This window comes from Tritonibacter scottomollicae, assembly GCF_032924845.1.
GTDB lineage: Bacteria > Pseudomonadota > Alphaproteobacteria > Rhodobacterales > Rhodobacteraceae > Epibacterium > Epibacterium scottomollicae.
The window spans coordinates 4135760-4160029 of record NZ_CP136704.1; the positions used below are offsets into that span (position 1 = coordinate 4135760).

The 24270-nt window shown below is 61.8% G+C and carries 21 protein-coding genes; 11 read left to right on the top strand and 10 right to left on the bottom strand.

Going from position 1 to position 24270, the window contains the following annotated elements; translation table 11 throughout:
• Nucleotides 1-8 precede the first annotated feature (8 nt).
• Nucleotides 9-1448, bottom strand: coding sequence for an MORN repeat-containing protein (locus tag R1T40_RS20405; protein ID WP_317385459.1), 1440 nt, complete (start codon nt 1446-1448; stop codon nt 9-11).
• Nucleotides 1449-1617: 169 nt separating this feature from the next.
• Here R1T40_RS20405 and R1T40_RS20410 point away from each other — a divergent pair, with 169 nt between their 5' ends.
• Complete coding sequence (locus R1T40_RS20410) at nt 1618-3276, top strand: NAD+ synthase (protein WP_317385460.1); 1659 nt, start codon at nt 1618-1620, stop codon at nt 3274-3276.
• Nucleotides 3277-3411: 135 nt separating this feature from the next.
• Nucleotides 3412-4707 carry an NAD(P)/FAD-dependent oxidoreductase gene (locus tag R1T40_RS20415; protein ID WP_317385461.1) on the top strand — a complete coding sequence of 432 codons (1296 nt, stop codon included), beginning with the start codon at nt 3412-3414 and terminating at the stop codon, nt 4705-4707.
• Nucleotides 4708-4731: 24 nt separating this feature from the next.
• Here R1T40_RS20415 and R1T40_RS20420 read toward each other — a convergent pair whose 3' ends face one another.
• The gene (locus R1T40_RS20420) at nt 4732-5670 is read right to left on the bottom strand and encodes an MBL fold metallo-hydrolase (protein ID WP_317385462.1); all 939 of its coding nucleotides are present in this window, start codon (nt 5668-5670) and stop codon (nt 4732-4734) included.
• A 228-nt stretch (nt 5671-5898) separates the two neighbouring features.
• Here R1T40_RS20420 and gltX point away from each other — a divergent pair, with 228 nt between their 5' ends.
• On the top strand, nt 5899-7224 hold the full coding sequence (gene gltX, locus R1T40_RS20425; RefSeq protein WP_317385463.1) for a glutamate--tRNA ligase: 1326 nt from the start codon (nt 5899-5901) through the stop codon (nt 7222-7224).
• Nucleotides 7225-7301: 77 nt separating this feature from the next.
• Here the strand turns inward: gltX and R1T40_RS20430 are convergent, their stop codons facing one another.
• Nucleotides 7302-8480, bottom strand: coding sequence for a DUF2254 domain-containing protein (locus tag R1T40_RS20430; protein WP_317385464.1), 1179 nt, complete (start codon nt 8478-8480; stop codon nt 7302-7304).
• A complete protein-coding gene (locus R1T40_RS20435) occupies nt 8477-9046 on the bottom strand; it encodes a gamma-glutamylcyclotransferase family protein (RefSeq protein WP_317385465.1) in 570 nt (189 codons plus the stop codon). The genes R1T40_RS20430 and R1T40_RS20435 overlap by 4 nt, the downstream gene beginning before the upstream one ends.
• A 102-nt stretch (nt 9047-9148) precedes the next feature.
• Here R1T40_RS20435 and R1T40_RS20440 point away from each other — a divergent pair, with 102 nt between their 5' ends.
• On the top strand, nt 9149-9616 hold the full coding sequence (locus tag R1T40_RS20440; RefSeq protein ID WP_317385466.1) for an RrF2 family transcriptional regulator: 468 nt from the start codon (nt 9149-9151) through the stop codon (nt 9614-9616).
• 8 nt (nt 9617-9624) lie between these two features.
• Here R1T40_RS20440 and R1T40_RS20445 read toward each other — a convergent pair whose 3' ends face one another.
• Together R1T40_RS20445 and R1T40_RS20450 are read right to left on the bottom strand one after the other, a co-directional pair.
• Nucleotides 9625-12168 carry an ABC transporter permease gene (locus R1T40_RS20445; protein WP_317385467.1) on the bottom strand — a complete coding sequence of 848 codons (2544 nt, stop codon included), beginning with the start codon at nt 12166-12168 and terminating at the stop codon, nt 9625-9627.
• Nucleotides 12165-12869, bottom strand: coding sequence for an ABC transporter ATP-binding protein (locus R1T40_RS20450; RefSeq protein ID WP_106163767.1), 705 nt, complete (start codon nt 12867-12869; stop codon nt 12165-12167). Before R1T40_RS20450 ends, R1T40_RS20445 begins: the two co-directional genes overlap by 4 nt.
• A 53-nt stretch (nt 12870-12922) precedes the next feature.
• Here R1T40_RS20450 and R1T40_RS20455 point away from each other — a divergent pair, with 53 nt between their 5' ends.
• Nucleotides 12923-13591 (top strand): arylesterase, encoded by a 669-nt coding sequence (locus R1T40_RS20455; RefSeq protein ID WP_317385468.1) that lies wholly within the window; start codon nt 12923-12925, stop codon nt 13589-13591.
• Nucleotides 13592-13643: 52 nt separating this feature from the next.
• Here the strand turns inward: R1T40_RS20455 and R1T40_RS20460 are convergent, their stop codons facing one another.
• Both R1T40_RS20460 and R1T40_RS20465 read right to left on the bottom strand, forming a co-directional pair.
• A complete protein-coding gene (locus R1T40_RS20460) occupies nt 13644-13859 on the bottom strand; it encodes a hypothetical protein (RefSeq protein WP_106163765.1) in 216 nt (71 codons plus the stop codon).
• Nucleotides 13860-14041: 182 nt separating this feature from the next.
• Nucleotides 14042-14257 carry a hypothetical protein gene (locus R1T40_RS20465; RefSeq protein WP_106163764.1) on the bottom strand — a complete coding sequence of 72 codons (216 nt, stop codon included), beginning with the start codon at nt 14255-14257 and terminating at the stop codon, nt 14042-14044.
• A 232-nt stretch (nt 14258-14489) separates the two neighbouring features.
• Here R1T40_RS20465 and ettA point away from each other — a divergent pair, with 232 nt between their 5' ends.
• Nucleotides 14490-16157: an energy-dependent translational throttle protein EttA gene (gene ettA / locus R1T40_RS20470; RefSeq protein WP_106163763.1), complete on the top strand. Its 1668-nt coding sequence runs from the start codon at nt 14490-14492 to the stop codon at nt 16155-16157.
• Between the two features lie 149 nt (nt 16158-16306).
• Here the strand turns inward: ettA and R1T40_RS20475 are convergent, their stop codons facing one another.
• Nucleotides 16307-16840 (bottom strand): ClbS/DfsB family four-helix bundle protein, encoded by a 534-nt coding sequence (locus tag R1T40_RS20475; protein WP_317385469.1) that lies wholly within the window; start codon nt 16838-16840, stop codon nt 16307-16309.
• A gap of 415 nt (nt 16841-17255) precedes the next feature.
• Nucleotides 17256-18350 (bottom strand): IS110 family RNA-guided transposase, encoded by a 1095-nt coding sequence (locus tag R1T40_RS20480; RefSeq protein ID WP_165798175.1) that lies wholly within the window; start codon nt 18348-18350, stop codon nt 17256-17258.
• Between the two features lie 247 nt (nt 18351-18597).
• On the opposite strand from R1T40_RS20480, the gene R1T40_RS20485 reads away from it, so the two are divergent.
• From R1T40_RS20485 to R1T40_RS20505, 5 genes are all read left to right on the top strand, one after another.
• Complete coding sequence (locus tag R1T40_RS20485; protein ID WP_317385470.1) at nt 18598-19200, top strand: nicotinate-nucleotide adenylyltransferase; 603 nt, start codon at nt 18598-18600, stop codon at nt 19198-19200.
• 104 nt (nt 19201-19304) lie between these two features.
• Nucleotides 19305-20789 carry a D-alanyl-D-alanine carboxypeptidase/D-alanyl-D-alanine endopeptidase gene (dacB, locus tag R1T40_RS20490; RefSeq protein ID WP_317387014.1) on the top strand — a complete coding sequence of 495 codons (1485 nt, stop codon included), beginning with the start codon at nt 19305-19307 and terminating at the stop codon, nt 20787-20789.
• A gap of 254 nt (nt 20790-21043) precedes the next feature.
• Nucleotides 21044-22036 (top strand): taurine ABC transporter substrate-binding protein, encoded by a 993-nt coding sequence (locus tag R1T40_RS20495; protein ID WP_317385471.1) that lies wholly within the window; start codon nt 21044-21046, stop codon nt 22034-22036.
• Nucleotides 22037-22121: 85 nt separating this feature from the next.
• The gene (locus tag R1T40_RS20500; RefSeq protein WP_317385472.1) at nt 22122-22928 is read left to right on the top strand and encodes an ABC transporter ATP-binding protein; all 807 of its coding nucleotides are present in this window, start codon (nt 22122-22124) and stop codon (nt 22926-22928) included.
• Nucleotides 22925-24187, top strand: a complete 1263-nt coding sequence (locus R1T40_RS20505) for an ABC transporter permease (protein WP_317385473.1) — start codon at nt 22925-22927, stop codon at nt 24185-24187. Before R1T40_RS20500 ends, R1T40_RS20505 begins: the two co-directional genes overlap by 4 nt.
• Nucleotides 24188-24270 lie beyond the last annotated feature (83 nt).

Consider the following 24270-nt stretch of genomic DNA (forward strand, 5'->3'; position numbering starts at 1 on the left):
GGGTGGGGTTATTCGCTGGCGTCGTCGGTCGGGCTCTCTTCGCCGCGAGACAATGCGCCATTGTCCCAAGTGCCCGATGCCTCCTGCCCGGACGCGTAGCGCATGGTGCCCGGTCCCTGGCGCTTGGAGTTGACGAAGCTGCCCTCGTAAACGTCGCCATTGGCATAGGTGGCGACCCCTTCACCGTTGATCTTGCCCTCGACCCAGTCGCCCTCATAGCTGAAGCCATCGGGGCGGGTGATCTTGCCGGTGCCATGGCGCTGGCCATCCTTGAACATGCCCTCATAGATTGATCCGTCGGCATAGGTGACCTTCGCCTCGCCATGGCGCAGGCTGTCCTTCCAACCACCTTCGTAACGATACCCTTCCGGTGACGTCATGACGCCCTGACCATCGTTCTTGGCGTTCTTGAAACTGCCTTCGTAGACGGTGCCATTGGGGTAGGTGGCCGTGCCTTCGCCCTCGATCACCCCGGCGACCCATTCGCCTTCGTAGGTGGAGCCATCTGGGTAGGTGATCTTGCCGGTGCCATGGGCGAGGTCATCGCGGAACTCACCAACATAGACGGAGCCGTCGGGGTAGGTCACCTTGCCTTCGCCCTCGATTTGGCCGGCCTGCCACTGGCCTGTGTAGAGATATCCGTCGGTGCCGGTGTAGGTCCCTTGGCCCTGCCGCAGGTCGTCTTCGAACATGCCTTCGTAGACATCGCCATTGGCATAGGTCAGCTTGCCTTCGCCCTGACGGCGGCCACTGACCAGCGCGCCTTCGTAGACGTCGCCGTTCGGCTGGGTCAGGGTGCCCATACCGTTCATCTGGTCGTCGCCCCATTCGCCCTCGTATTTGAGGCCGTCGGGCATCACCAAGGTGCCAAGCCCGTCGAGTTTACCGTCCTTGACGCCGCCTTGATAGGTGGCGCCATTGGGATAGGTGATCTTGCCGGTGCCTTCTTTGCGACCCTCGACCCAATCGCCTTCGTATTCATAGCCACCGGGGTTCTGCATCACACCACGGCCGTGGTGCTTGGCGTTGACGAATGTGCCCTCGTAGCGCACGCCGTTGGCATAGATCGCAACGCCCTGGCCGTTGATCACGCCGTTTTTCCATTCCCCTTCATAGGTGCCGCCGTCGGCAAAGGTGATCTTGCCGATGCCCTCGGGTTTGCCCTTGGCAAATTCGCCTTCGTAGACTGACCCATTTGGAAAACGCGCGACACCTGTGCCACGGATCTCTCCATCGACCCATTGGCCGGAATATTCATAGCCGTTGGGCAGCTTGTAGGTGCCCTGACCGTGTTGCAGTCCGCCCTTGAACTCCCCCTCATAGACGCCGCCGATCTCGTCTTGGGTGGTCAGGACCTGTCCGTCCTGTGCAAATGCGGGAGCCCCGGCGCCCGCCGCGGTCAGCGCCAGCAGGGAAGTCAGGATAAGTGTGGAGCCGATGCGGATCATGGAAACCTCAGTTGCCTCAAGTCGTTCGAGCGCTGCCTGGAATTGGGTTGCTTGTCCGCAAACCTATGTCAGCAGCGGCCCGGTCGCAACGGTTTTGCCCCCATAGGCTTCCCCTTCGGCAGGGATCTGATACACGGCTTGCTAAGACATGAATCCGAGGACCCGTCAGATGGCCGATAGTTTTCGCATCACGCTTGCGCAATTGAACCCGACAGTTGGTGATCTGGCAGGCAATGCCGCCAAGGCGCGCACCGCATGGCAGGCCGGGCGCGACGCCGGCGCTGATCTCGTGGCGCTGCCGGAGATGTTCATCACAGGATACAACACGCAGGATCTGGTGATGAAGCCGGCCTTTCATCAGGCCGCGATTGCCGAGGTCGAGGCGCTGGCCGCTGCAGTGGCGGATGGTCCGGCGCTGGCGATCGGCAGCCCATGGGTCGAGGATGGCAAGCTCTACAATGCCTATCTGATCCTCAAGGGCGGCAAGATTGCCTCCAAATGCCTGAAGCACCATTTGCCAAACGAGACAGTATTCGACGAGGTGCGGATTTTTGATGCGGGACCGTTGGGCGGGCCATACTCCGTTGGCAATACCCGCATCGGCAGCCCGATCTGCGAGGATGGCTGGCATGAGGATGTGGCCGAGACGCTGGAAGAAACCGGCGCCGAATTCCTGCTGATCCCCAATGGCTCGCCCTATTATCGTGGCAAGATGGAGACCCGCTACAATCACATGGTGGCCCGCTCGATCGAGACCGGTCTGCCGGTGATCTACCTCAATATGGTGGGCGGTCAGGACGATCAGGTCTTTGACGGCGGCAGCTTTGCCCTGAACCCGCATGGTGCATTGGCGGTTCAGATGCCGGTCTTCGACGAATGCATCACGCAGCTCGATCTGGAGCGCACCGCCGATGGCTGGCGCATTCAAGAGGGCGAAAAGGCACATCTGCCCGATGCGTGGGAGCAGGATTATCGCACCATGGTACTGTCCTTGCGCGACTACATGGGCAAAACCGGGTTTAAAAAAGCGCTGCTGGGCCTTTCGGGGGGCGTGGACTCGGCAATTGTCGCCGCCATCGCGGTGGATGCGCTGGGCGCGCAGAACGTGCGCTGCGTCATGCTGCCGTCCGAATACACCTCAAAGGAATCGTTGGAGGATGCCGAGGCCGTGGCCAAAGCACTGGGCGTTCACTACGACTATGTGCCGATTTCTGAAGGGCGTGATGCGATCAGCAATACGCTTGCGCCGCTCTTTGCGGGCCGTGATGCGGACCTCACCGAGGAAAACATCCAGTCGCGACTGCGCGGCCTGCTGCTGATGGCTATGTCCAACAAATTTGGCGAGATGCTGCTGACCACTGGCAATAAATCCGAGGTGGCTGTGGGCTATGCCACCATCTATGGCGATATGAACGGCGGCTATAACCCGATCAAGGACCTTTACAAGACGCGCGTGTTTGAGACCTGCCGCTGGCGCAATGCCAATCACCGCGACTGGATGATGGGGCCAGAGGGCGAGGTGATCCGCCCGAATGTGATCGACAAGCCCCCGTCGGCGGAGCTGCGCGAGGACCAGAAAGACAGCGATTCCCTGCCGGATTATCCCGAGCTGGATGCGATTCTCGATATCCTTGTGGATCAGGACGGGTCTATTGCGGAGTGCGTCGCTGCAGGCTTTGATCGCGATGTAGCAAAACGGGTGGAACACCTGCTTTTTATCAGCGAATACAAACGTTTTCAGTCCGCACCCGGTGCTCGCTTGACAAAGCGGGCCTTCTGGCTTGACCGGCGCTATCCAATCGTCAATCGCTGGCGTGATCCCAGCTGATCGGACTGTCCAGGTCTGGACAATATGACCGTTCCGGCCTTGGTTGAGGCCGGAAGAACACAGGCTGCGGAAACTGGCCTCAAGACTGTCATGCACGGCTAGACCCCCTCTTTCCTGACGGAATAGAACAGACCCATGCCCGGACCAAAGCTGCCTCATTTCAATTCGGACCGCGTGCTGCCAAACGCGGTTGATGTCGTCGTGATTGGCGGTGGAATCGTGGGCGCATCCACTGCGCTGGAACTTGCTGAACGGGGCCATTCGGTGCTGTTGTGCGAAAAGGGCCAGATCGCGGGCGAACAAAGCTCGCGCAACTGGGGCTGGGTGCGCATGTCCCAGCGCGACCCCCGCGAAATGGAGCTGATGACCCATTCCCAGCGCATTTGGGAGGGCCTGGACGAACGCACCGGCCATGCAACCGGCTATACCAAATGCGGTATCATGTTCACCGCTGGCAGCCGCAAGCGCGAGGCTGAACTCCTGGCGTGGGCCGAGCATTTGAAAGACATCGGCGGTGAGGGACATATGCTGCGTGGTGCGGCGCTGGAGGCGCTGACGCCGGGCTATGGCCAACGTTTGCGCGCAGGTTTTCACACACCGCAGGACGGCTGCGCCGAACCGCAGATGGCCTCCCACGCCATAGCCTCAGCCGCGCGCGACAAGGGCGCCGTGGTGGTCACTGGCTGCGCCGTGCGCACGCTGGATGTGGAGGCCGGACGCATTCGCGGCGTTGTTACCGAAAAGGGCCGCGTCACCGCGACGGCGGTGGTGGTCGCAGGGGGGGCTTGGTCGCGTCTGTTCCTGCGCAACGAGGGAATTTTCCTGCCGCAACTCAAGGTGCTCAACTCCGTGATGCGCCTCTCTCCGGTCGAGGGCGTGCCGGAGACCGCGCTTTGGGCGGCGGGCTTTGGCCTGCGCAAACGCGCAGATGGCGGCTATACCGTTGCGTCGGGTGGCGAAAGCACCTTTGACATCGTGCCCGACACCTTCCGCATCGGGCACCGCTTCATTTCGGCCTTCCTGCAGGATGTCACCGCCCTGCGGTTCCGCTTGTCCGATCGGTGGAGCACCGAGGCCCGCGAGGCCCGCCCTTGGACCGCCCAGGATCGCACCGCGTTTGAGGAAACCCGCGTGCTTGATCCTCAGCCCTCGCAAAAGGCCCTGCGCCGTGGGCTTGCGGCGGTGCGTGATGCCTTCCCGGCGCTGGAAAAGGCTGATGTCACCCAAAGCTGGGGTGGCCTGATCGATGTGACCCCGGATGAAATTCCGGTGATTTCAGAGGTGCAGGCCCGTCCCGGCCTGTTTGTCTCCACCGGCTACAGCGGCCACGGTTTTGGGCTCGGCCCCGGTGCCGGGCGGCTGACAGCGGATCTGGTGACGGGGGACACGCCCATAGTTGATCCGCGCCCCTTCCGCCTCAGCCGTTACTGACCGCCGACCGGCGGGACTGAGGTCCTAGTCCATCATCTGATAGCTCACCGGCACAAACCGAAAGCCGTCGCCGCGCGTTTCCACAAAACCGGCAGCCGGGAAGGGCATGTGATAGCCGATCATCGGCGTGCGATCATTTGCCAGCATATCCAGCACCCGGCGTCGGGTGGCAGAGGCAGCGTCCTTGTCGGTGTCGAAGCTGGTCTGCCATTCGGGATGTGCAAAGGGGAACACATAGTGGTTCGCCAGATCCGCTGTCAGCAAAAGCTGCTGGCCGCCGTTCTCGATCATGTAGACCATGTGGCCCGGCGTATGCCCGAAGGCCGCCATGCCGGTCACCCCGGAGGCCACCGTGCCGCCATCCTCGATAAAGCTCATCTTCTCGGCCTGCGGCGCCACCTTGGCCCGCACCCGATCCGCACCGCCATTGCCCTCGGGCAGGCCGGTCCAGTGGTCATACTCCCGCGCCGCCGTCACGTAGCGCGCATTGGCAAAGGTGGCTGCACCGCTGTCGTCGGTCATGCCGCCGATGTGGTCGCCGTGCATATGGGTCAGCACCACTACATCGATCTCGTCGGGTGTCACGCCCGCATCCGCCAGCGCCGAGGTGATGCCGCCCGCGTTGAGGCCCGTGTCGAACAGGATTTTTTCCGCGCCGGTATCAACCAGCGTCGGAGTGAAATAGAACTGCGCATTGGTGTCAGAGATAAAATTCTCTTCTGCCACTTGGGCGAACGCCTCATCCGAGGCCCCGCCGCCAAAGATATCCTGCACCCCGTCGCGCCCGGTGCTGCCCGCAAGCAGGCTGTGCACGGTATAATCCCCGACCTTGAAGGCGCGGGCATGCAAAGGTGTCATGGCGGCCTTATCGCCCGCAGCCCTCACGGGCGCAGCAACGGTCGCGGCAATCGGGGCGGCGGCAACACCGGCCAGCGCGGCACGGCGGGATAGCTTTAATGTCATCCTCTTGGTCTCCCTGTTGAATGGTATGATCCAAGCCTAGCGCACCGATCCGCAAAGTCCCCTGAAGCCCGATCACGAATGCGTGGGAGCACACACCGCCTTCATCTTTTCCCAAATACCTCCGCCGGAGGCCGCGCCCCGACAGGGGCGCATCTTTGCAGCCAAAGACGCGAAAACTGGACAATTCCGCGCGCCTGTGACAGATCAACGACCAACAGGAGAATTGCGATGACCACCACCCGTTTTGCGCCGTCGCCCACCGGCTATATCCACGTGGGCAACCTGCGCACCGCGCTGATGAACTACCTGATCGCCCGCAAGGCCGGCGGGACATTCATCCTGCGCATCGACGACACCGATCCCGAGCGCTCGAAAGAAGAATACGTCGACGCGATCAAGCAGGATCTGGAATGGCTCGGCCTCACATGGGACAAGGTGGAACGCCAGTCCGAGCGGCTCGACCGCTATGCCGAGGCCGCCGATAAGCTGCGCGAGATCAGCCGCTTCTACGAGGCCTTCGAGACCCCGACGGAACTGGACCTCAAGCGCAAGAAGCAGCTCAACATGGGCAAGCCGCCGGTCTATGACCGCGCTGCGCTGACGCTGTCCGATGCTGAGAAGGACGCCCTGCGCGCCGAGCGTGGCAATGGCGTCTGGCGTTTCAAGCTCGACCATGAGCGGATTGACTGGAACGATGGCATCCTTGGCGACATCTCCATTGATGCGGCCTCCGTGTCCGACCCCGTGCTGATCCGCGGCGACGGGCAGGTGCTCTACACCATCGCCTCGGTGGTGGATGACACGGACATGGGCGTGACCCATGTGGTGCGCGGCTCCGATCACGTGACCAACACCGCGACACAGATCCAGATCATGTCGGCGCTGGGTCATGGCCACCCGGAATTCGCGCATCACTCGCTGCTCACCGGTCCGCAGGGCGAGGCGCTGTCCAAACGCCTCGGAACGCTGGCGCTGCGCGACCTGCGCGAGGCGGGCGTGAAGCCGATGGCGCTCCTGTCACTGATGGCGCGTCTGGGCTCGTCCGACCCGGTGGAGCTGCGCCACGAGATGGCAGAGCTTGTCGAGGGCTTCGACATCAACCGGTTCGGCTCCGCGCCGACCAAGTTTGATGCCGATGATCTCTATCCGCTGACCGCGCGCTATCTGCAGGGGCTTCCGCTGTCGGCGGTGCAGTCGCATGTGGCAGCGGCGGGCGTGCCCGAGGACAAGCAGGAGGCCTTCTGGGCGGTGGCGAAGGAGAATATCACCACGCTCAAGGATCTTGAGGGCTGGTGGGTGCTCTGCCGTGATGGCGCCGAGCCGCTGATCGCCGACGAGGACAAGGAATTCATCGCCGAGGCGATGGCGCTGCTGCCCGAAGGCCCCTACGACAGCGAGAGCTGGGGCAAATGGACGGCCGCGGTTAAGGAAAAGACCGGCCGCAAGGGCAAGGGGCTGTTCATGCCCCTGCGCAAGGCCGTCACCGGCATGGAGCGCGGCCCGGACATGTCCGCCCTGCTGGCGTTGATGGAGACGGTGCGCGCGCGCGGCTGAGACTGAGGTTGCGAGCTGAATATCGGACAATCAAAAACGGGCAGGGCGCAGGCTCTGCCCGTTTTGGTTACAAGCGCCTAGTCGAAGAAACTGTTGTGCATCTTGCGTGCCGCTTTGGTCATGGCGGTGTTGGGGTGGTGCTCCAGCTCGCTGAGCGCTTTATCCATCCATTGCATCACCTCCGGCGCATCCTCGGCGCAGCGTGCAATGGGGGGGAAACATGCCTTCAGCAGCTCCTGCGCCGTCACCGGCGGCAGGTGGATGTGCGGGAAACGGACCTCGCCTCCCTCGGTCTCGGTGCCATCGGGCAGGGTCTCCCACAACAGCCGTTCGATGCGGCCCATCACCTCGATCGCGGTGCCGGGATCGTTTACACCGGGTGACAGGGCCCGCTGCGCGGTTTCGGCCAGCAGGGTCAGCCCGAAGGCCGGGTCCTGCTCGAAACTGCGCACGTCGCCGATGTCGATCAGACCCGTGGCTTCGGTGCAGAAATCCTTATCCGCACCCTGCGCCATGGCAAGCGGCCGCCCGCGCAGCACGAACTCGCCCGGCAGGCGGGTCAGGTGAATGGTGACGCCCGCCTCCTCTGCACGGGCGTTGAGCGCGGGCATGTCGACGAACCGGACAAACCCGCTTTCAGCAGCGGCAATCGGACGCGCATCCGCTGGCGGCTCCGACGTGTCGCAACACCCGCCGAGGCTGGGTGTGTCCTTGCGCGCCTGCAGGCTATTGCGGGTGCGGGTCTCGATCAGGCGCAGGGTGTGGTCCATGCTGCCCAGATCCGACAGGTGGTCGATCCAGCGCAGGATGGCGATCACGATCAGCGCCACCACCAGGACGGTCATCACAAACACCACAAAGGCGGCGCCGGGCGGGTAAAGCCTGGCCCGGAACAGGATGATCGCGCTCAGCGAATAGACGAAGCCGCCGGTGAAGGTCGCCAGCACGCTCTGTGTCACAGTGTCCTCCAGCAGCAGCCGATAGACGCGCGGCGTCGCCATGGTGGAGGCAGTGCGATATGCGCTGACCATGACGTTGAGCGAGAAGGTGGTCACCGCCAGCATGCCGGTGGCAAGGATGTTGAGTACAGGCAGCACTGCATCGCGCCCGAACCTATTTTCCCACTCCTGCGGCAGAATAGGCGCCAGCAGTGGCGCTACAGCCAAAGCCAGCAATGAGAACAGTGAGATCGCAACCACCCGGAACCACAGCTGTCGCGTGACGCGACGCAACAGCAGGAGGCTGCGCGAGATCATACGTCGTCCGCCAGAACCCGTGCGCCTGCCTCAGCAATCAGCGTATCGTGAAGCGTGCGTTCCTCGGCTGTGATCTCCTGATGGCGTGGATAGCGGGGGGTGGCGCGGTCATCCAGGATCGGCGTCTCCCAGCCATCCGTCGTGGCCATGAAGGCCCGCGCACCGCCCTCGCCGAAGACCTGCGTATAGCCGCGCAGCACCACGTCGAGATAGCTCATCAGGATCTTGTGGCCGTTTGCGCCCGGGTCCTGGGTCTCGTCCGGCACCTGATAGAGCGAGATCTGCGGGGCAGGGGCCATGTCATGGGCCACCTGTGCTGTCACATCGACGCGCACATAGCCGGTTTCGCGTTCGTCCAGCGCGGCCCAATCGCCGTTCGGGACCGCAGCCAGCAGCCCTTCGATCACATGTCCATGTGCCGGGCGGACGCTTAGAAACGCCAGATTGCGCTCCGGCGTGTGCACCCAGGCGCGCCTCCAGCCCGCCAATCGCGCGGGGCGGGTGTTGCCGTAGATATGGCTGGCGGTGTTTACGAGGCTGCCGAAGCCGAAGAAATGCGGTGTCATGAGGCCTTGTCGTTTTCTGAGGGGGCTTTGATGTATGTCAAACCGCTTTTTGTCGCAATTTGCAACACTGGGCTGTCACCGTCTCCGGGAGAGGGCCCTTCAATGCGTATCACAAAAAGAACCAATATCGCGGTCCGTCTGCTGATGTATTGTGCCCTGCACGAGGGTCGCCTTGTCACCAAGTCCGAGATTGCGCAGCGTTGCAACATCTCGGAAAACCATCTGGCCCAAGTGGTCAATCAACTGAGCCAGCTTGGGTTTCTGAAGACCCAGCGTGGCCGCAACGGGGGGCTGACCCTGGGGCGGGCGGCCAGCGATATCTGCATCGGCGATGTCTTCCGGCAGGTTGAGGGCGGATTGCCGATGGTTGAATGCTTTGCCGATGCCGACAATACCTGCCCGCTGGTGGCGGCCTGTCGCCTGCGTGATGCCCTGACCCGTGCGGGAGAGGCGTTCTACACTGCGCTGGACGGGGTCAGGCTGGATAGCCTGACCTGCGACAATTTCGAGTTGCAGCGTATTCTGGCGCCGATGTCCTGTCCCGGTCCCGAAGCGGCGGCGCACGCCTAGGGTCACCCCTAGTCGCGCGCACGCAGCACCCGTGCCGGTCGTGCCGCCAGCGGGCGCAATGCGTAGGCCAATCCGGCAAAGAGCGTCACCAGAACGCCGCCGCCGATCACTCCGACCGCATTGGGCCAGATCACCACATAGTCGGTTTCCAGCACAAAATGGCTGACGGACCAAGCGCCCAGTATCCCCGCCAGCAGGGCCACGCTGCCCGCCGACGCACCCAGAAGGGCAGAGCGCAAGGCAAAACTGCGCAGGATCTGGCCACGGGGCGCGCCCAGTGTCTTCAAAAGTGCCGCCTCGTATCGCCGTGCCGGTTCCGCCGCCGCTGCCGTGCCAAGTAGCACCAGAAAGCCGGTGAACAGGGTTGCCGCCGCGCCATAGGCGGTCGCGGTGGCCAATTGGCCGAGGATCTCCGACACCCGGTCGATTGCATCGCGCACCCGGATCGCGGTGATGTTGGGCATGGCGCGGGCCACATCGCGCAGGATGGCGGCTTCGGCTTCCTCTTCTGCATAGACGCTGGCGATATAGCTGTGCGGTGCGCCGATCAGCGCAGCCTCATTCATGGTTAGAACAAACCCCATGCCCGCGTTGGAAAAATCCACCTCGCGGAAACTGGTGATACTGCCAGTGATGTCGCGACCAAGCACGTTGATGGTCATGGTGTCGCCGAGCTTTAGGCCCATTTCCTCGGCCTCTTCGGCGGCAAATGAAATCTGTGGTGCGCCGGTGTAATCTTCCGGCCACCATTCGCCCGCGGTTACATTGGTACTGGCGGGTTTGGCGCCGGCGTATGTCACACCGCGATCTCCGCGAATAACCCAATGATCGCCTGCGACCTCCTTGGCGGGGCGATCATTGATGCGGTTGATGATGCCGCGCAACATGGGCGCATTGTCCACCTTGCTCACCTGCGGGTCGCCCTCGACGCGCTCCAGAAAGGCGGGCATTTGGTCGCGCTGGATGTCGACAAAGAAATAGGACGGCGCAACATCCGGCAGGTTGCCCGCAATGGCGCGGCGCATATTGCCGTCGATCTGACCGATTGCGGCCAGCACTGTCAGGCCAAGCCCCAGCGCCAGCACAGCAGGCATTGCGCCGTCGCGGGTGGAGGCGATGGAGGCCAGCGCCCAGCGGAGCGCGGGTTTACCGCGCGCCAGCCGGTTGCTGATCCGGGCCAGCCAGCCGATGGCGGCCCCGGCGATCAGCAATACGATCAGCGCGCCGATCAGCCCGCCCGCCGTCCAAAGCGCCAGTGCGGGCGCACCGCTGAACAGCGCAGCCGCCGCGATCAACAAGCCCAGTGTCGCCAGGGTGGCAAGGATATAGCGCTTCGCGGGCCACTGCATGGGCCCGCCCACCGCATCACGGTAGAGCGCGGCGGCCCGGATGCGCTCTGCCCGGGCCAGAGGCCAGAGGGTGAAGAGAAGCGCCGTCAGAACACCGTAGAGTGCGGACTCGGCCAGTGCCCCGGGGTAGACGGAAAACACCGCCGGAAACGGCAGCTGTGCTGCGATCAGCGGCCCCAGCAGCAGCGGCCCGACCCCGCCCAGCACCAGCCCCAGCGCAATACCGCAGAGCGACAACACGCCGATCTGCAGGAAATAGGTCAGAAAGATCACCCGCCGTTCGGCGCCAAGCGTGCGCAGGGTGGCGATGGTCTCGGTCTTGGTGGCGAGATAGGCGCGCACCGCGGTGGAGACGCCTACGCCGCCCACGGCCAGCCCCGAGAGACCCACCAGCACCAGAAACGCGCCCAAACGCTCGACAAAGCGCGCAATCCCCGGCGCGCCGTTGCGCGCGTCGCGCCAGCGCATGCCGCTGTCTTCGAACTGCGCACGGGCGTCTTGTTCCAGCGCTTGCAGATCGGCGTCAGGCGGCAGGGTCAGGCGGTATTTGGTCGAATAGAGCGTGCCCGGCGCCAGCAATCCAGACTGCACCAGCGCGTCCGTGCGCACCAACGTGCGCGGCCCGATGGAAAAGCCCGACCCGGCTGCGTCCGGTTCCCACTCGATAAGGCCGCTCAGGCGGAATTCCTGCGTGCCGAGGTTGAAAAAATCGCCCTCGCTTAGCCCCAGCCGGTCCGCCAGAACCCGCTCCATCACCGCGCCGGGGCGGCCATCAACCTCGGCGAGGGCCTCGTGCAGCGGCACGCCAGACGTCAAGCGGACCTCTCCGCGCAAGGGATAGGCGGCGTCGACGGATTTCACCTGTGTCAACGCGCGTTCGTCATCCACCACCGCCATGGAGCGAAACTCCACCACCTCGGAGCGGTCGCGGGCGACCTCCGCCATCCACGCGGCCTCATCCTGTGTGGCAAAGCGGTAGGTGAAGGTCAGCTCTGCATCGCCACCAAGCAGGCTTGCGCCTTCGCGGGTCAGCCCCGCCTCGATGGAGGCGCGGATCGAGCCGATGGCGGCAATGACGCCAACCCCAAGCGCGAGACAGGCCAGAAACAGGCGAAACCCGCGCAAACCGCCGCGCAGCTCGCGCAGGGCAAAGCGCCAGGCGAGGCGAAATTGGCCTGGGGCGGGCAGGTCGGTGGTGCTCATTCCGCCGCCTCACGCTGGCTGTCGGGCAAGATGCGCCCATCGCGCAGGTGAACCGTGCGGTCGCAGCGCTCTGCCAGGTCGGGTGCGTGGGTCACCATCACCAGTGTCGAGCCATGACGGTCGCGCAGGTCGAACAGCAGGTCCATCACCTGTGCGCCATTGGCCTGATCGAGGTTGCCCGTGGGCTCATCCGCCAAAAGGATCTCTGGTCGTGTCACCACCGCGCGCGCCAGCGCCACCCGCTGCTGTTCACCGCCCGATAGCTGCGCGGGCATGTGGTCGCAGCGATGCCCAAGCCCCACGGCATCCAATTCTTCGCGGGCCCGGTCAAAGGCATCGCGCGCGCCCGCCAGTTCCAGCGGCGTGGCGACGTTTTCGAGCGCGGTCATCGTCGGGATCAGGTGAAAACTCTGGAACACCACCCCCATATGGGCGCGGCGAAACCGGGCCAGCGCGTCCTCGTCCAGCCGGGTCAGATCCTCGCCCATGGCGTGCACGGCGCCACCGGTGGCCTGTTCCAGCCCGCCCATCACCATCAGAAGCGAGGACTTGCCCGACCCCGATGGTCCCACCAGCGCCAGCGTTTCGCCCCGCCGCACGTCAAGGCTGATCTCCTCGAGGATCGACACCGGGCCGGTATTGCCATTCAGCGACAAATGCACATCTTGAAGTGAGAGAACGGGGCGGGCGTCAGTGCTCATAAGGGGCTGCCTGTGTTTTTTTGATCCTAAACTGATATGGAGTGCCCACCACCATGCGCAAGTTTCTAAAGCAGATTGCGGCGACTTTCACGGCGTTGATGATGTCGACGCCGTTTGTGCATGCAGATGCGATTAAGATAACCGCCTTCGGGGACAGTCTCGTGCAGGGCTATGGTTTGGCGCAGGGTGAGGGGTTCGTGCCGCAGTTGCAGTCCTGGTTCGAGGCGCAAGGCCTGGACGTTGTTGTGGCCAATGCCGGGGTGTCCGGCGATACCACGGCGGGCGGCGCTGCGCGGATTGATTGGACGCTGGCGGATCAACCGGATGGTGTGATTGTGCTGCTCGGCGGCAATGATCTGCTGCGGGGACTGCCGCCTGAAAATGCGCGAGAAAATCTGTCTCATATCGTTGAGGCGTCGCTGAAGGCCGGAGCAGCCGTAATGCTGATCGGCATGCAGGCGCCGGGCAATTTTGGCGCGGCCTATAAGGCTGAATTTGACAGCATCTATGCAGATCTCGCTCAGGACAATGGCGTCGTGCTTCATGGATTTGCATTTGAGGGAATGGTGGAGCGCGCTGGTGATGATCCGGCACAGCTGGGTGCCTTCATGCAGGACGATGGGATTCACCCCAATGCGGATGGAGTGGCCGCCAACATCGCCGCGATGGTGCCAAAGCTACATGAACTGATCGAGATTATAAGGTCCGCCGACGCAGGCTGATCCCGCATCAGGTGCACGGTCTCTTAATCATGTGCCAGTGGGGGGGGGCAGATCAGCCAGCGGCTGTTTCGTGACTGCCCGAGGTCGTCCAGTCAGAGGATTGGTTGCGCAACACATAGCTGAGAACGGCGATGCCAAACACACTCGCCGCGCCCACGAACGAGTAGATTGCGAGACAAACCAAGACGGAGAGGTCAAACGCAAAGAAACCAACAGACGCAGCTGTCGATCCTGCGATCATACCGAGAAACAAACCTGCAAGTGCCATTCTGTTGCAATCCTCTCTTGATGATCATGCGGTCGCTAGGGCCGCTATGGGCGAGGTGTGTCGACGCGAAATTCGACTCAGTTACGCACGCTAAGGTAGCATGGAGAATCTTTAAGAAAGGTTAACGACAGCTTCGCAATCGGCAGAAAATGGATCTGATCGCTACAGGTGAGCTGTGCTTGTCAGACGTGTGCCAACTCGATTTCGCCGGATTCTGCGTCCGCATCATGGCGGGGCTGCAGCAGGACGGCCAGACAGGCGACGCTGAGCGTGGTAAGGCTTCCGACCAGCACGTAGATGCCCAGACAGCTCCAGAATGTTGCATTGAACATCACTGCGGCACCCAAGGCGGCCAGTCCACCTGTAATGATTGCAAGGAATAGTGCTGCCAAGATCATGCCGTGCCTCCTGTCACAGATTGCTGTCCTTGCCTCAGGGGATCAAGGGCTGCCGTCCGCACGATCATTGTCGAGAAATGTGGTCAGATTATGGAAGGTAACGGAACGGCACGCGATAAACGCGCTTCGCTTGGGGAGGGCGGGGACATGCAAGCACTGCAGCGATTGCTCCTGCCCGGCGCACGCGTTATCACAGCGGCCAACCTCTTTCCCCTAATGACGGAGCAATCCCATGGCCTCCTACCAGTACGTCTATCACATGCAGGGTGTCTCCAAGACTTACCCGGGTGGTAAGAAATGCTTTGAAAACATTCACCTATCCTTTCTTCCGGGCGTGAAAATCGGTGTTGTCGGCGTCAACGGCGCCGGTAAATCGACCCTGATGCGCATCATGGCCGGTCTCGACAAGGACTTCACCGGCGAGGCCTGGTCCGCGGAAGGTGCCAAGGTCGGCTATCTGCCGCAGGAGCCGAAGCTGGATGAAAGCCTGACGGTGCGTGAAAACGTCATGCTCGGCGTGGCTGAGAAAAAGGCCAAGGTGGACCGGTTCAACCAGATCGCCGTCGAGATGGCCGAAAACTACACCGACGAGCTGATGGAAGAGATGACGACCCTGCAGGACGCCATCGATTCCGAGAACCTCTGGGATCTCGACAGCCAGGTGGACGTCTCCATGGAGGCGCTGCGCTGCCCGCCGGATGACGCGGACATCAAGGACCTTTCAGGTGGTGAGCAACGCCGCGTGGCGCTGTGCAAACTGCTGCTGGAAGCGCCCGACATGCTGCTTCTCGACGAACCGACCAACCACCTCGATGCCGAGACCATCGCCTGGCTGCAGCAGCACCTGATCGACTACAAGGGCACCATCCTCTGCGTCACCCACGACCGTTACTTCCTGGATGATATCACTGGCTGGATCCTCGAACTCGACCGTGGCCGCGGCATTCCCTACGAAGGCAACTATTCTGCCTGGTTGGAGCAGAAAGCCAAGCGCCTGCAGCAGGAAGCTCGCGAGGACAAGGCCCGCCAGAAGACGCTGGAGCGCGAACTGGAATGGATGCGTCAGGGACAGAAGGCCCGTCAGGCCAAGTCCAAGGCGCGGATCTCGGCCTATAACGAGATGGCCAATACCTCCGAGCGGGAAAAGGTCGGGCGCGCCCAGATCGTGATCCCGAATGGCCCGCGTCTGGGCTCCAAGGTGATCGAGGTGGAAAACCTGGCCAAGCACTATGGCGACAAGCAGCTTGTCGAAGGGCTGAACTTCTCGCTGCCGCCGGGCGGTATCGTCGGTGTGATCGGCCCCAACGGCGCCGGTAAATCGACCCTGTTCCGGATGTTGACCGGACAGGAGCAACCTGATGCTGGCTCGGTCGAATATGGCGATACGGTAAAGCTCTCCTACGTCGACCAGTCCCGTGATGACCTCAACGACAAGGACACGGTCTGGGAGGCGATTTCGGGCGGTGCGGAAGTCATCGAACTTGGGGATGCCCAGGTCAACTCCCGCGCCTATTGTTCGTCGTTCAACTTCAAGGGCGGTGATCAGCAGAAGACGCTGAACCTCCTGTCGGGTGGTGAGCGCAACCGGGTCCATATGGCGCGCCTGCTCAAAGAAGGCGGCAACGTGCTGCTGCTCGATGAGCCGACCAACGATCTGGACGTGGAAACCCTGCGGGCACTGGAAGACGCGCTGGTCGATTTCGCCGGCTGCGCGGTGGTGATCTCGCACGACCGTTTCTTCCTCGACCGGATCTGTACACACATCCTCGCCTTTGAAGGCGACGCACATGTGGAGTGGTTCGAGGGCAACTTCGAGGACTACGAAGAAGACAAGAAGCGCCGTCTGGGACCGGACGCGCTGGAGCCCAAGCGGTTGAAGCACAAGAAGTTTGTGCGGTAATAGCCAACGGAAAGGCCTCGCATTTCGCGGGGCCTTTCTTATGTGGACAACTGTCAAGTGCAGCTGGCAATGCTGCGAGTGCTCAACCCAGCTCCCAATGGCGGCTTGGAGCCCGAAGTGACCGATGCTGCGCAATGCACGGATGACCGCTATGCTGGACTTTGGCGAAGCTGAACTCTCGTCTGGGTCTTGAGCCACTTGCGGATACGGCTACGCGCGTTTGCATAAGGCGATGACGTGTTGAACTGGATCATCCGACCCTTCGGCCATTTGCCATGCCACGGCCCGCCATAGAGTTCATTATCCGAACGTGCCGAGATTGTTTCGACGAGGTTTTCCTTGGCTTTTTTCAAGCGGTCCAAAAGGTCGTGGTAGTCGACGCCATCGCAGTCTTTGTAAAATTTCTGCGCGAGCTGTCCCAGCTCATTCCACTTAAAACCCGTTGCGGGAAAATCGACATCCTGTCCTTTGTCATCCTGATCCAGCCAACTCAAAACAAGCTCGTTCCAGCCAATGAGATAAGACACAAGATCGGCGGCACTCATGGTTGTTCCTTTTACGTGACCTTCGAGTGAGCATTCTCGCGCACGATCCTTCGGCACCTTCAACAAGTCGACTATCAACTTGTCAAACGTCTCAGAAATTGCATCTAGCAACTCTGACTTTGAGGCTGGAATTGCCATAATATTCTCCTTCATCGCAAAGAGAATATAAGCTTTCTCAATTGGTCAAGAGGGGACGTCTAGCGGCAAGTTGGGTTGTATCAGCCGATGACCTCGTAACGAGTACCCAGTCTCGAACTGGCACACTATACAATCACGCCGTCCCCGCCAAAAGGATCGTTTGACGAACGATTCTTGCTAGAGCAGACATTGGCGCACGTTCAGGCAAAGTCCGAAAAGTCCGCACTGCCGACCTTGCCTATAGCCACAAAAACCCATCCTGCGTGCGTGTCACGCCACAGAATTGAGGCCATGCCAGAGCTATTACCGGCTTGCGTAAGCCTTTTCTTATTCGTGCCTGTCAAGATGCAGGATCACCAAGTACCGCTTTCGGTACGCGCCGGTAGATGAGGGTGCCGCCCTTTTCTACTGTCGGTTATCCCGACCAGGCCCCGCGCGCGGCACCCTCCATTGACACGGGCGGTATCTCTACCGCCATGCGCCAAAGCTTGATCGCGAGCTTGCGGGCGACGGCCACGATGGCCTTCTGCCCGATCCCATGCTTCGCAAAATGTCGATTGTAGAGTTCCTTCGCTTCGGGGTCTCGCCACGTCCATTGCCATGCGGCTTCGATGAGGATGCCGCGTAAGCGTTTCTGACCCACGGGTCTGATCCTGGCCCGGGCTTGACTGCCACCACTCTGGCTGACCACAGGTGCGAGACCGAGATAGGAGGTCACTTCCTCGGGGCGGTTGAACCGTTCGGGAGAGAACAGCTCGGCCAAGAAGTTCGATGCGGCGGTCTCGCCGACCCCGACGACAGATGTCAGGTGCGCGAACCGCTCTGCGTGCATCCGTTTCGTTGCCGTCCTGATCTCGGCGCGCAGCATCTTGTCTTCGGAAAGCAAGAAAAGGTACTCACGCACCATCGAGGCCAGCGACATGCGATGTTCCGGCGGCATATCCAATGCCGACAGGTCTGCCGAAGCGGCCAGAGACCACTTCTGGATACTCTGCGGTTCGCCGATGCCGGACGCGAGCAGGAAGCCCTTGATCTTCTGCTTGATCTTGCCCCGGCTCTCCGCGACACGCTTCCGCCGCCGCACGAGCGCCCGGTAGCCTTCCTGTTCGACGGTTGGAATGGCGACGGAATGCAGCAATCCCCGCGCGAAGTAGGTCGCCAGCTTCACCGCATCCAGCCGATCGTTCTTCGCCGCCGCTGCGTAGCCGCGCGGGATGCGCGAGGCGGCGATCACCGATACCTTAAATCCTGCGGCCATCAATGTGCGGGCCAAGGCGAAGCCGGTTGGCCCGGTCTCATAGACGATATGCTCGATGGAGCAGCCCAGGCCCGAAAGCTGCGCGGCGAGCGCCGCCTCTCCGGCTGGACAGGTATAGCTCTCGACCTGACCGTCTTGCGACGAGAACAGGGCGACGGAATAGGTCTTTTTGTGAACGTCGAGACCGACGACGACAGGTTGATCCTCGACGGCTTCCGCGAAGCGGGCGAGGCGCGTTGCTTTCTTGACCATGCTGGAATCTCCTCTGTTCGAAGAACTCCGGCATTGCAGCAGCCACGTGCAACGCCGTCCAGCATGGTATTTTCTTTGCTTGGGATTAAGATCCGTGACCGCAATTTTATAACATCGAATATCTCCTAGATTTCGGCAGGTAGTTCTTTCCTACCATCCTCGTTTCTCTCTCAAAGTCAGGCGCAGGCATTGCGTGCATTGCATCGCCCGTTGCCATCCCCTTCCAAATCTGCGCATCAATCCCGCGATGAAAACTGCGTACCCCTTCCTGCGCCCGGGCATGACCGTGGGCCTGCTGGGCGGATCCTTTGATCCGCCGCATCAGGGGCATGTGCAGATTTCCCTGGCGGCATTGAAACGCTTCAACCTCGACCAGCTTTGGTGGCTGGTCACCCCGGGCAATCCGCTGAAGGAAAACCCGCCGGCCTCCATGGCGCGGCGGATGGCGGCAGCGCGGGCGATGATGGATCATCCGCGGGTGCGGATTTCGGATATCGAGGCCCGTCTGGGCACGCGCTACACTGCCCAGACCCTGCGGCACCTGCGCACCACCTATCCGCATGTGCGCTTTGTCTGGCTGATGGGGGCCGACAACCTTGCCCATTTCCACCGCTGGAAAGATTGGCGCGACATCCTGAACACTGTGCCCGTCGGCGTTTTGGCGCGCCCGGGAGAGCGGATCTCGGCGCGGCTGTCGCCCGCCGCCCGCATTTATGGCGCCCATCGCATCCCGGCCTGGCAGAGCCAGCGACTGGCGCGTGCCGAGGCCCCGGCCTGGTGTTTTCTCAACGTGCCCATGGTCGATGCGTCCTCAACCGAAATCCGCAAGCGCGGTGAATGGTCCGACTAACGGGGCTGGATGGCAGGTTTTTTTGGCCGTCACAGAAACTTCTTTGGCAAATTGCGAATAAGGCAATTGCCGAATGCAAGGGAATTTGATTCAACTTGCGCATCATGATTTCACGCCGTCGCCTTATCATCTCCGCTCTTGCTGCCCTCGGTTCCGGCCCGGCGCTTGCCCATGCACCCAGTTCCGCGCCGCGTCCGAAGATGCGCGGGCTCAACCCGCTCAGCCCCGGTCGCGAGGGGCTGGAGACGATCCTGAAGAATGCCGGCCTGTCGGGGGAGGTGGTCTGTGCGGTTGCGGATGCAGATAGCGGCCAGCTGCTGGAGAGTGTAAACGCGGATGCACCTTTGCCACCGGCCAGCGTGGCAAAGGTGGTAACAGCGCTCTATGCGATGGATACGCTCGGTGCAGGCTATCGGTTTCGCACCCGGCTTATCGCGACGGGTCCGGTGCAGAACGGTGTTCTGAAGGGTGATCTGGTGCTCGTGGGCGGTGGTGATCCGACGCTGAGCACCGATGGGCTTGGTGAACTGGCAGCGGCCCTGAAGGCCAAGGGGATTCAGCGCGTCACTGGCCGGTTCCTGGTCTGGGACAGCATGTTGCCATTTGTGAAATCGATCGATCCGGGCCAGCCCGACCATCTGGGGTATAGCCCCGCGGTGAGCGGTATCGCCCTGAATTTCAACCGGGTGCATTTTGAATGGAAGCGCGCGGGCAGCAGCTGGGCCATCACCATGGACGCCCGGACCGAGAAATTTCGCCCGGATGTGTATAGCTCAAAAATGGCCGTCGTGCGACGGGATCTGCCGGTCTACACCTATGATGACAAGGCGGGGGTCGATCACTGGACCGTAGCCAGCGGCGCGCTTGGCAATGGCGGTGCGCGCTGGTTGCCGGTGCGCAATCCTGCGCTCTATGCGGGGGACGTATTCCAGACGCTGGCCCGTGCGCATGGTCTGGCCCTGCCGACCCCGAAACAGACCGATCGTCTGCCGTCCGGCGAAATGGTCGCCCAGTATCAGAGCGATCCGCTGTCGGCCTTGCTGAAGGCGATGCTCAAGTATTCCAACAACCTCATGGCGGAAATGATCGGCATGACGGCCAGCGTGCAGCGGGGCGAGCGCCCCGGCTCGCTCTCCGATTCCGGTGCGGTGATGAGCCGTTGGGCCGCGGCGACCTTGGGCATGCAGTCCAGCCGCATGGTGGATCATTCCGGGCTTGGCGATAAATCGCGACTGACCGCCACCGACCTCCTGCGCGCGCTGGTGGTCGCAAACCGGACCGGAGCATTGCGCCCCCTCCTGAAACGGATCTATCTGCAGGATGCAAAAGGGCGGCCGATCAAATCCCATCCGATCAAGGTCGTGGCGAAGACCGGGACGCTGAATTTCGTCTCGGGGCTGGGGGGCTTTGTCACCGCCGAGGATGGGCGCGAGATGGCGTTTGCAATCTTTTCCGCTGACCTGCGGGCGCGGGCTGCGATCAGCCGGGCCCAGCGGGAGCGTCCCCCAGGCGGGCGCAGCTGGAACCGCCGCGCCAAACGCTTGCAGCAGGCCTTGCTGGAACGCTGGGGGCAGATCTACGCAAGTTGATCTGCTGCTGCGGCCTACCGGAGCGCGTAGCTGCGGCTTTGGCTCGGATAAGGCCAGTTTGCCCTCTCAGAGGCAAAAAACGCGCCCAGATAAGCCCAGAATCCAGTTTTCGTGGGGCCAGTGTTATCGTCACGGTTGTCAGGTGGGGTGTGGATCGCAACGATTTGCGCAGGTCCGCATAAAAATTCTCAAAGAAAGCGACCTCCAGAAAAACGCGATTGATCGCGATATGGTTCAACACGGAGGAACCCCTAATGTCTTTCAAGACCAAACTTTGCGCCACATCCGCTGCCCTGGCCCTGCTTGCCGGCACGACGGCGATGGCAGACGAGATCACGGTGGCCTATTTCCTGGAATGGCCGATGCCGTTCCAATACGGCAAGGCCATGGGCCTCTACGAAGAGGAGCTGGGCGTCGATATCAACTGGGTGTCCTTTGATACCGGCACGGCAATGTCGGCGGCAATGGCCTCGGGCGATGTGCAGATTGCGGTCAGCCAGGGCTTGCCGCCATTTGTGGTGGCGGTCTCTGCGGGGCAGGCGCTGCAGGTGGTCGACGTGGCGGTAAGCTACTCCGAGAACGACAATTGCGTCGTGGCCACGAACCTGGAAATTGATAAGACCACCACCGCTGATCTGGTGGGCAAGAAGGTTGCGGTTCCGATCGGCACCGCGGCGCACTACGGCTTTCTGTCGCAGATGAACCATTTCGGGGTGGATATCTCCCAGATGGAGATCGTCGACATGGCACCACCGGAGGGCGCGGTTGCCCTGTCGCAGGGGAATGTCGACATGGCCTGCGGATATGGTGGCGGCCTGCGACGGATGATGGAGCACGGCAACGTGCTGCTGACCGGCGCCGAGAAAGAAGACCTTGGCATTCTCGTCTTTGATGTCACCTCGACACCCGTTGATTTCGCGGCTGAAGAGGGCGCGTTGCTGTCGCAGTTCCTGAAGGTGACAGCAGACATGAATGCGATGTGGAACTCTGGCGAGCACACGGCCGAAATGCTGCCGGTGATCGCCAAGGATGCGGGCATGGAGCCTGCTGCGGCAGAGGCGTCGCTGGCTACGTTCACCTTCCCGTCGGTTTCAGATCAGCTCGGTGACAAATGGCTTGGTGGTGGCGTGCAGACCTTCATGAGCGGGGTGGCACAGGTCTTTGCCGATGCAGGGTCAATCCCGCAGGTTCTAGACAGCTATGAGGCATCGGTTGATGCCAGTCACCTTGCAGCCGTTGCAGAGTAAGCGCTGACAATTCGTGGCGCAGGAGAGGCGTCGGATGGCGTCTCTCCATTCTCTCAAATACTCACTTCAAGAGCAGGAGCAGCCCATGGATGGCCTCCATATCGATCACCTGTCGATGCGATTCGACCTGCCCAACGGCACGCATATTCAGGCGCTGAAAGACGTTTCCATCGAGATTGAAAAGGGTGAGATCATGTCGGTGCTGGGCCCGTCTGGCTGCGGCAAGACCACGCTTCTGAACATCTGTGCCGGGTTTCTCGCCCCCACCGAAGGCGCTGTGCGGATGAACGACCACGTCGTGACGGGGCCAGCACCCGAGCGCGGTATGGTGTTTCAGAAGGGCGCACTGTTCGAGTGGATGAGCGTGCGTGAAAACGTCGAATTCGGCCCTCGCATGAAGGGGATGCCTGTCGCTGAACGGCGCGACATCTGCGATCAGCTGCTGGACACTGTCGGCCTGCAGGATTTCGGCGAGAAGGCAGTCTACGAGCTGTCTGGCGGCATGCAACAGCGGGTCGCACTGGCGCGTTGCCTGGCCAATGATCCGGATGTGATCCTGATGGACGAACCTCTGGGGGCGCTGGATGCGCTGACCCGCGAGAAGATGCAGGCGCTGGTTCTGAAACTCTGGAAAAAGAGCGGCAAGACGGTGATCCTGATCACCCATTCCGTCGAAGAAGCCTTGTTGCTGGGGGAACGCCTTCTGGTGATGGCCCCCCGACCAGGACGCATCCACAAGGAGTACCGGCTTCCCTTTGCCGATCATGGCGTCAACATGGATCTGCGCGATGTGAAGAAACTCGACGGATTTGCCGAGACACGCGATGAAATCCTGTCGATGATCTGGGAAATGGAAGAGGAAATCATGGGTCGCTCGGAGGGTGCCGCATGACTGGTCTTCTGATCCTGCTGGCCTATGTGGCCCTGTTCACCATTGCCTATTTCATCGTCGACCGCATTCAGGACCGCAGCCGCAGTGGTGTGAACTTCAACAGTCTGAAAACCGTGACCTTCGGTGACGAAAGCGCCATCACGCCTAACCGGGCCGCCTCTGTGATCTCTGTCCTGGTGATCTTTCTGATCTGGGGTGCGTTTACCGACTCCAGGCTGGTTCCGATCCATGTGCCCGGACCCTTTCGGGGTGATACCAGCTTCAGCTACACTGCCACCGCGCCGGATGGCACCACCGCTGACGCGCGTGTGCATGTTCGGGTGCATGACTTTGGCGAGGACGTCCCGGCACCTGACGTGAGCCCGAATAGCAGCTTTGCTCAGGATGACGCCGAGGTGGTCACGGTCTGGCGCTCTGTTCTGATCAAGGCCTCCCGCAACGATGGCGAGGATGTCACGGTCACCGCAGTCGAGGGACAGCCCATTGTGCCGGGCGAAACGGTCGAAGTGCCTGACGGCAGTGTCACCATGTCGCGGCGCGGGTCGCTCAATTTCGCGCCCGACAAGGGCTTTCAGATGGAACCGATCTGGATGCCCAGCCCCGAGGCGGTGGTGGCCCGTTTCATCGAAATCGCATCCGAAGGCTATCAGAATTTCACCCTCTGGGATCACCTGGGCTGGTCGCTTCTGCGGGTGCTGGCGGGCTTTGCCCTTGGCGCGCTGGTGGGCATTCCGCTTGGCTATGCCATGGGGCTCAGCTCCTGGGTGCGAGGCTGGTTCGATCCGATCGTGGAGTTCATGCGACCGGTGCCGCCACTGGCGCTGATCCCGCTGGTGATCATCTGGTTCGGCATTTGGGAGACGGGCAAGATCGTTCTGTTGTTCCTTGCCGCGCTCTGGATCATGACCATTGCCGCGCGGGCAGGGGTGTCAGGTGTCAATATCACCAAGGTGCACGCTGCCTATTCGCTTGGTGCGTCAAAGCCGCAGATCCTGCGCCATGTCATCGTGCCGAACTCGCTGCCGGAAATCTTCACCGGGGCGCGTGTTGCGATGGGGGTCTGCTGGGGCACCGTGGTGGCCGCCGAACTGGTGGCGGCTCAGAAGGGGGCTGGCATGATGATTATCGCTGCGTCGAAATTCCAACTGACGGATATTGTCATCATGGGGATCATCCTGATCGGTGTTATTGGTTACGGCATCGATATCCTGATGCGCAAGGCCGAGGACATCCTGGTGCCGTGGAAGGGCCGCAGCTGACATGCGGTCTGCGGGGACATCACGTTTCCCATAGCGAAGAGGGCGGCCCGTTGGGTCGCCCTCTTGCGTCAAATCTCAATTTT

Bases quoted from the DNA above. Each gene is read 5' to 3' on its own strand.
- R1T40_RS20440 (WP_317385466.1), top strand. From the start codon at position 9,149: ATGCGTATCACAAAAAGAACCAATATCGCGGTCCGTCTGCTGATGTAT.
- R1T40_RS20465 (WP_106163764.1), bottom strand. From the start codon at position 14,257: ATGATCTTGGCAGCACTATTCCTTGCAATCATTACAGGTGGACTGGCC.
- R1T40_RS20420 (WP_317385462.1), bottom strand. From the start codon at position 5,670: ATGACATTAAAGCTATCCCGCCGTGCCGCGCTGGCCGGTGTTGCCGCC.
- ettA (WP_106163763.1), top strand. From the start codon at position 14,490: ATGGCCTCCTACCAGTACGTCTATCACATGCAGGGTGTCTCCAAGACT.
- R1T40_RS20430 (WP_317385464.1), bottom strand. From the start codon at position 8,480: ATGATCTCGCGCAGCCTCCTGCTGTTGCGTCGCGTCACGCGACAGCTG.
- R1T40_RS20505 (WP_317385473.1), top strand. From the start codon at position 22,925: ATGACTGGTCTTCTGATCCTGCTGGCCTATGTGGCCCTGTTCACCATT.
- R1T40_RS20500 (WP_317385472.1), top strand. From the start codon at position 22,122: ATGGATGGCCTCCATATCGATCACCTGTCGATGCGATTCGACCTGCCC.
- R1T40_RS20460 (WP_106163765.1), bottom strand. From the start codon at position 13,859: ATGGCACTTGCAGGTTTGTTTCTCGGTATGATCGCAGGATCGACAGCT.
- R1T40_RS20455 (WP_317385468.1), top strand. From the start codon at position 12,923: ATGCGCAAGTTTCTAAAGCAGATTGCGGCGACTTTCACGGCGTTGATG.
- R1T40_RS20495 (WP_317385471.1), top strand. From the start codon at position 21,044: ATGTCTTTCAAGACCAAACTTTGCGCCACATCCGCTGCCCTGGCCCTG.
- dacB (WP_317387014.1), top strand. From the start codon at position 19,305: ATGATTTCACGCCGTCGCCTTATCATCTCCGCTCTTGCTGCCCTCGGT.
- gltX (WP_317385463.1), top strand. From the start codon at position 5,899: ATGACCACCACCCGTTTTGCGCCGTCGCCCACCGGCTATATCCACGTG.
- R1T40_RS20475 (WP_317385469.1), bottom strand. From the start codon at position 16,840: ATGGCAATTCCAGCCTCAAAGTCAGAGTTGCTAGATGCAATTTCTGAG.
- R1T40_RS20435 (WP_317385465.1), bottom strand. From the start codon at position 9,046: ATGACACCGCATTTCTTCGGCTTCGGCAGCCTCGTAAACACCGCCAGC.
- R1T40_RS20445 (WP_317385467.1), bottom strand. From the start codon at position 12,168: ATGAGCACCACCGACCTGCCCGCCCCAGGCCAATTTCGCCTCGCCTGG.
- R1T40_RS20485 (WP_317385470.1), top strand. From the start codon at position 18,598: ATGAAAACTGCGTACCCCTTCCTGCGCCCGGGCATGACCGTGGGCCTG.
- R1T40_RS20410 (WP_317385460.1), top strand. From the start codon at position 1,618: ATGGCCGATAGTTTTCGCATCACGCTTGCGCAATTGAACCCGACAGTT.
- R1T40_RS20450 (WP_106163767.1), bottom strand. From the start codon at position 12,869: ATGAGCACTGACGCCCGCCCCGTTCTCTCACTTCAAGATGTGCATTTG.
- R1T40_RS20405 (WP_317385459.1), bottom strand. From the start codon at position 1,448: ATGATCCGCATCGGCTCCACACTTATCCTGACTTCCCTGCTGGCGCTG.
- R1T40_RS20480 (WP_165798175.1), bottom strand. From the start codon at position 18,350: ATGGTCAAGAAAGCAACGCGCCTCGCCCGCTTCGCGGAAGCCGTCGAG.
- R1T40_RS20415 (WP_317385461.1), top strand. From the start codon at position 3,412: ATGCCCGGACCAAAGCTGCCTCATTTCAATTCGGACCGCGTGCTGCCA.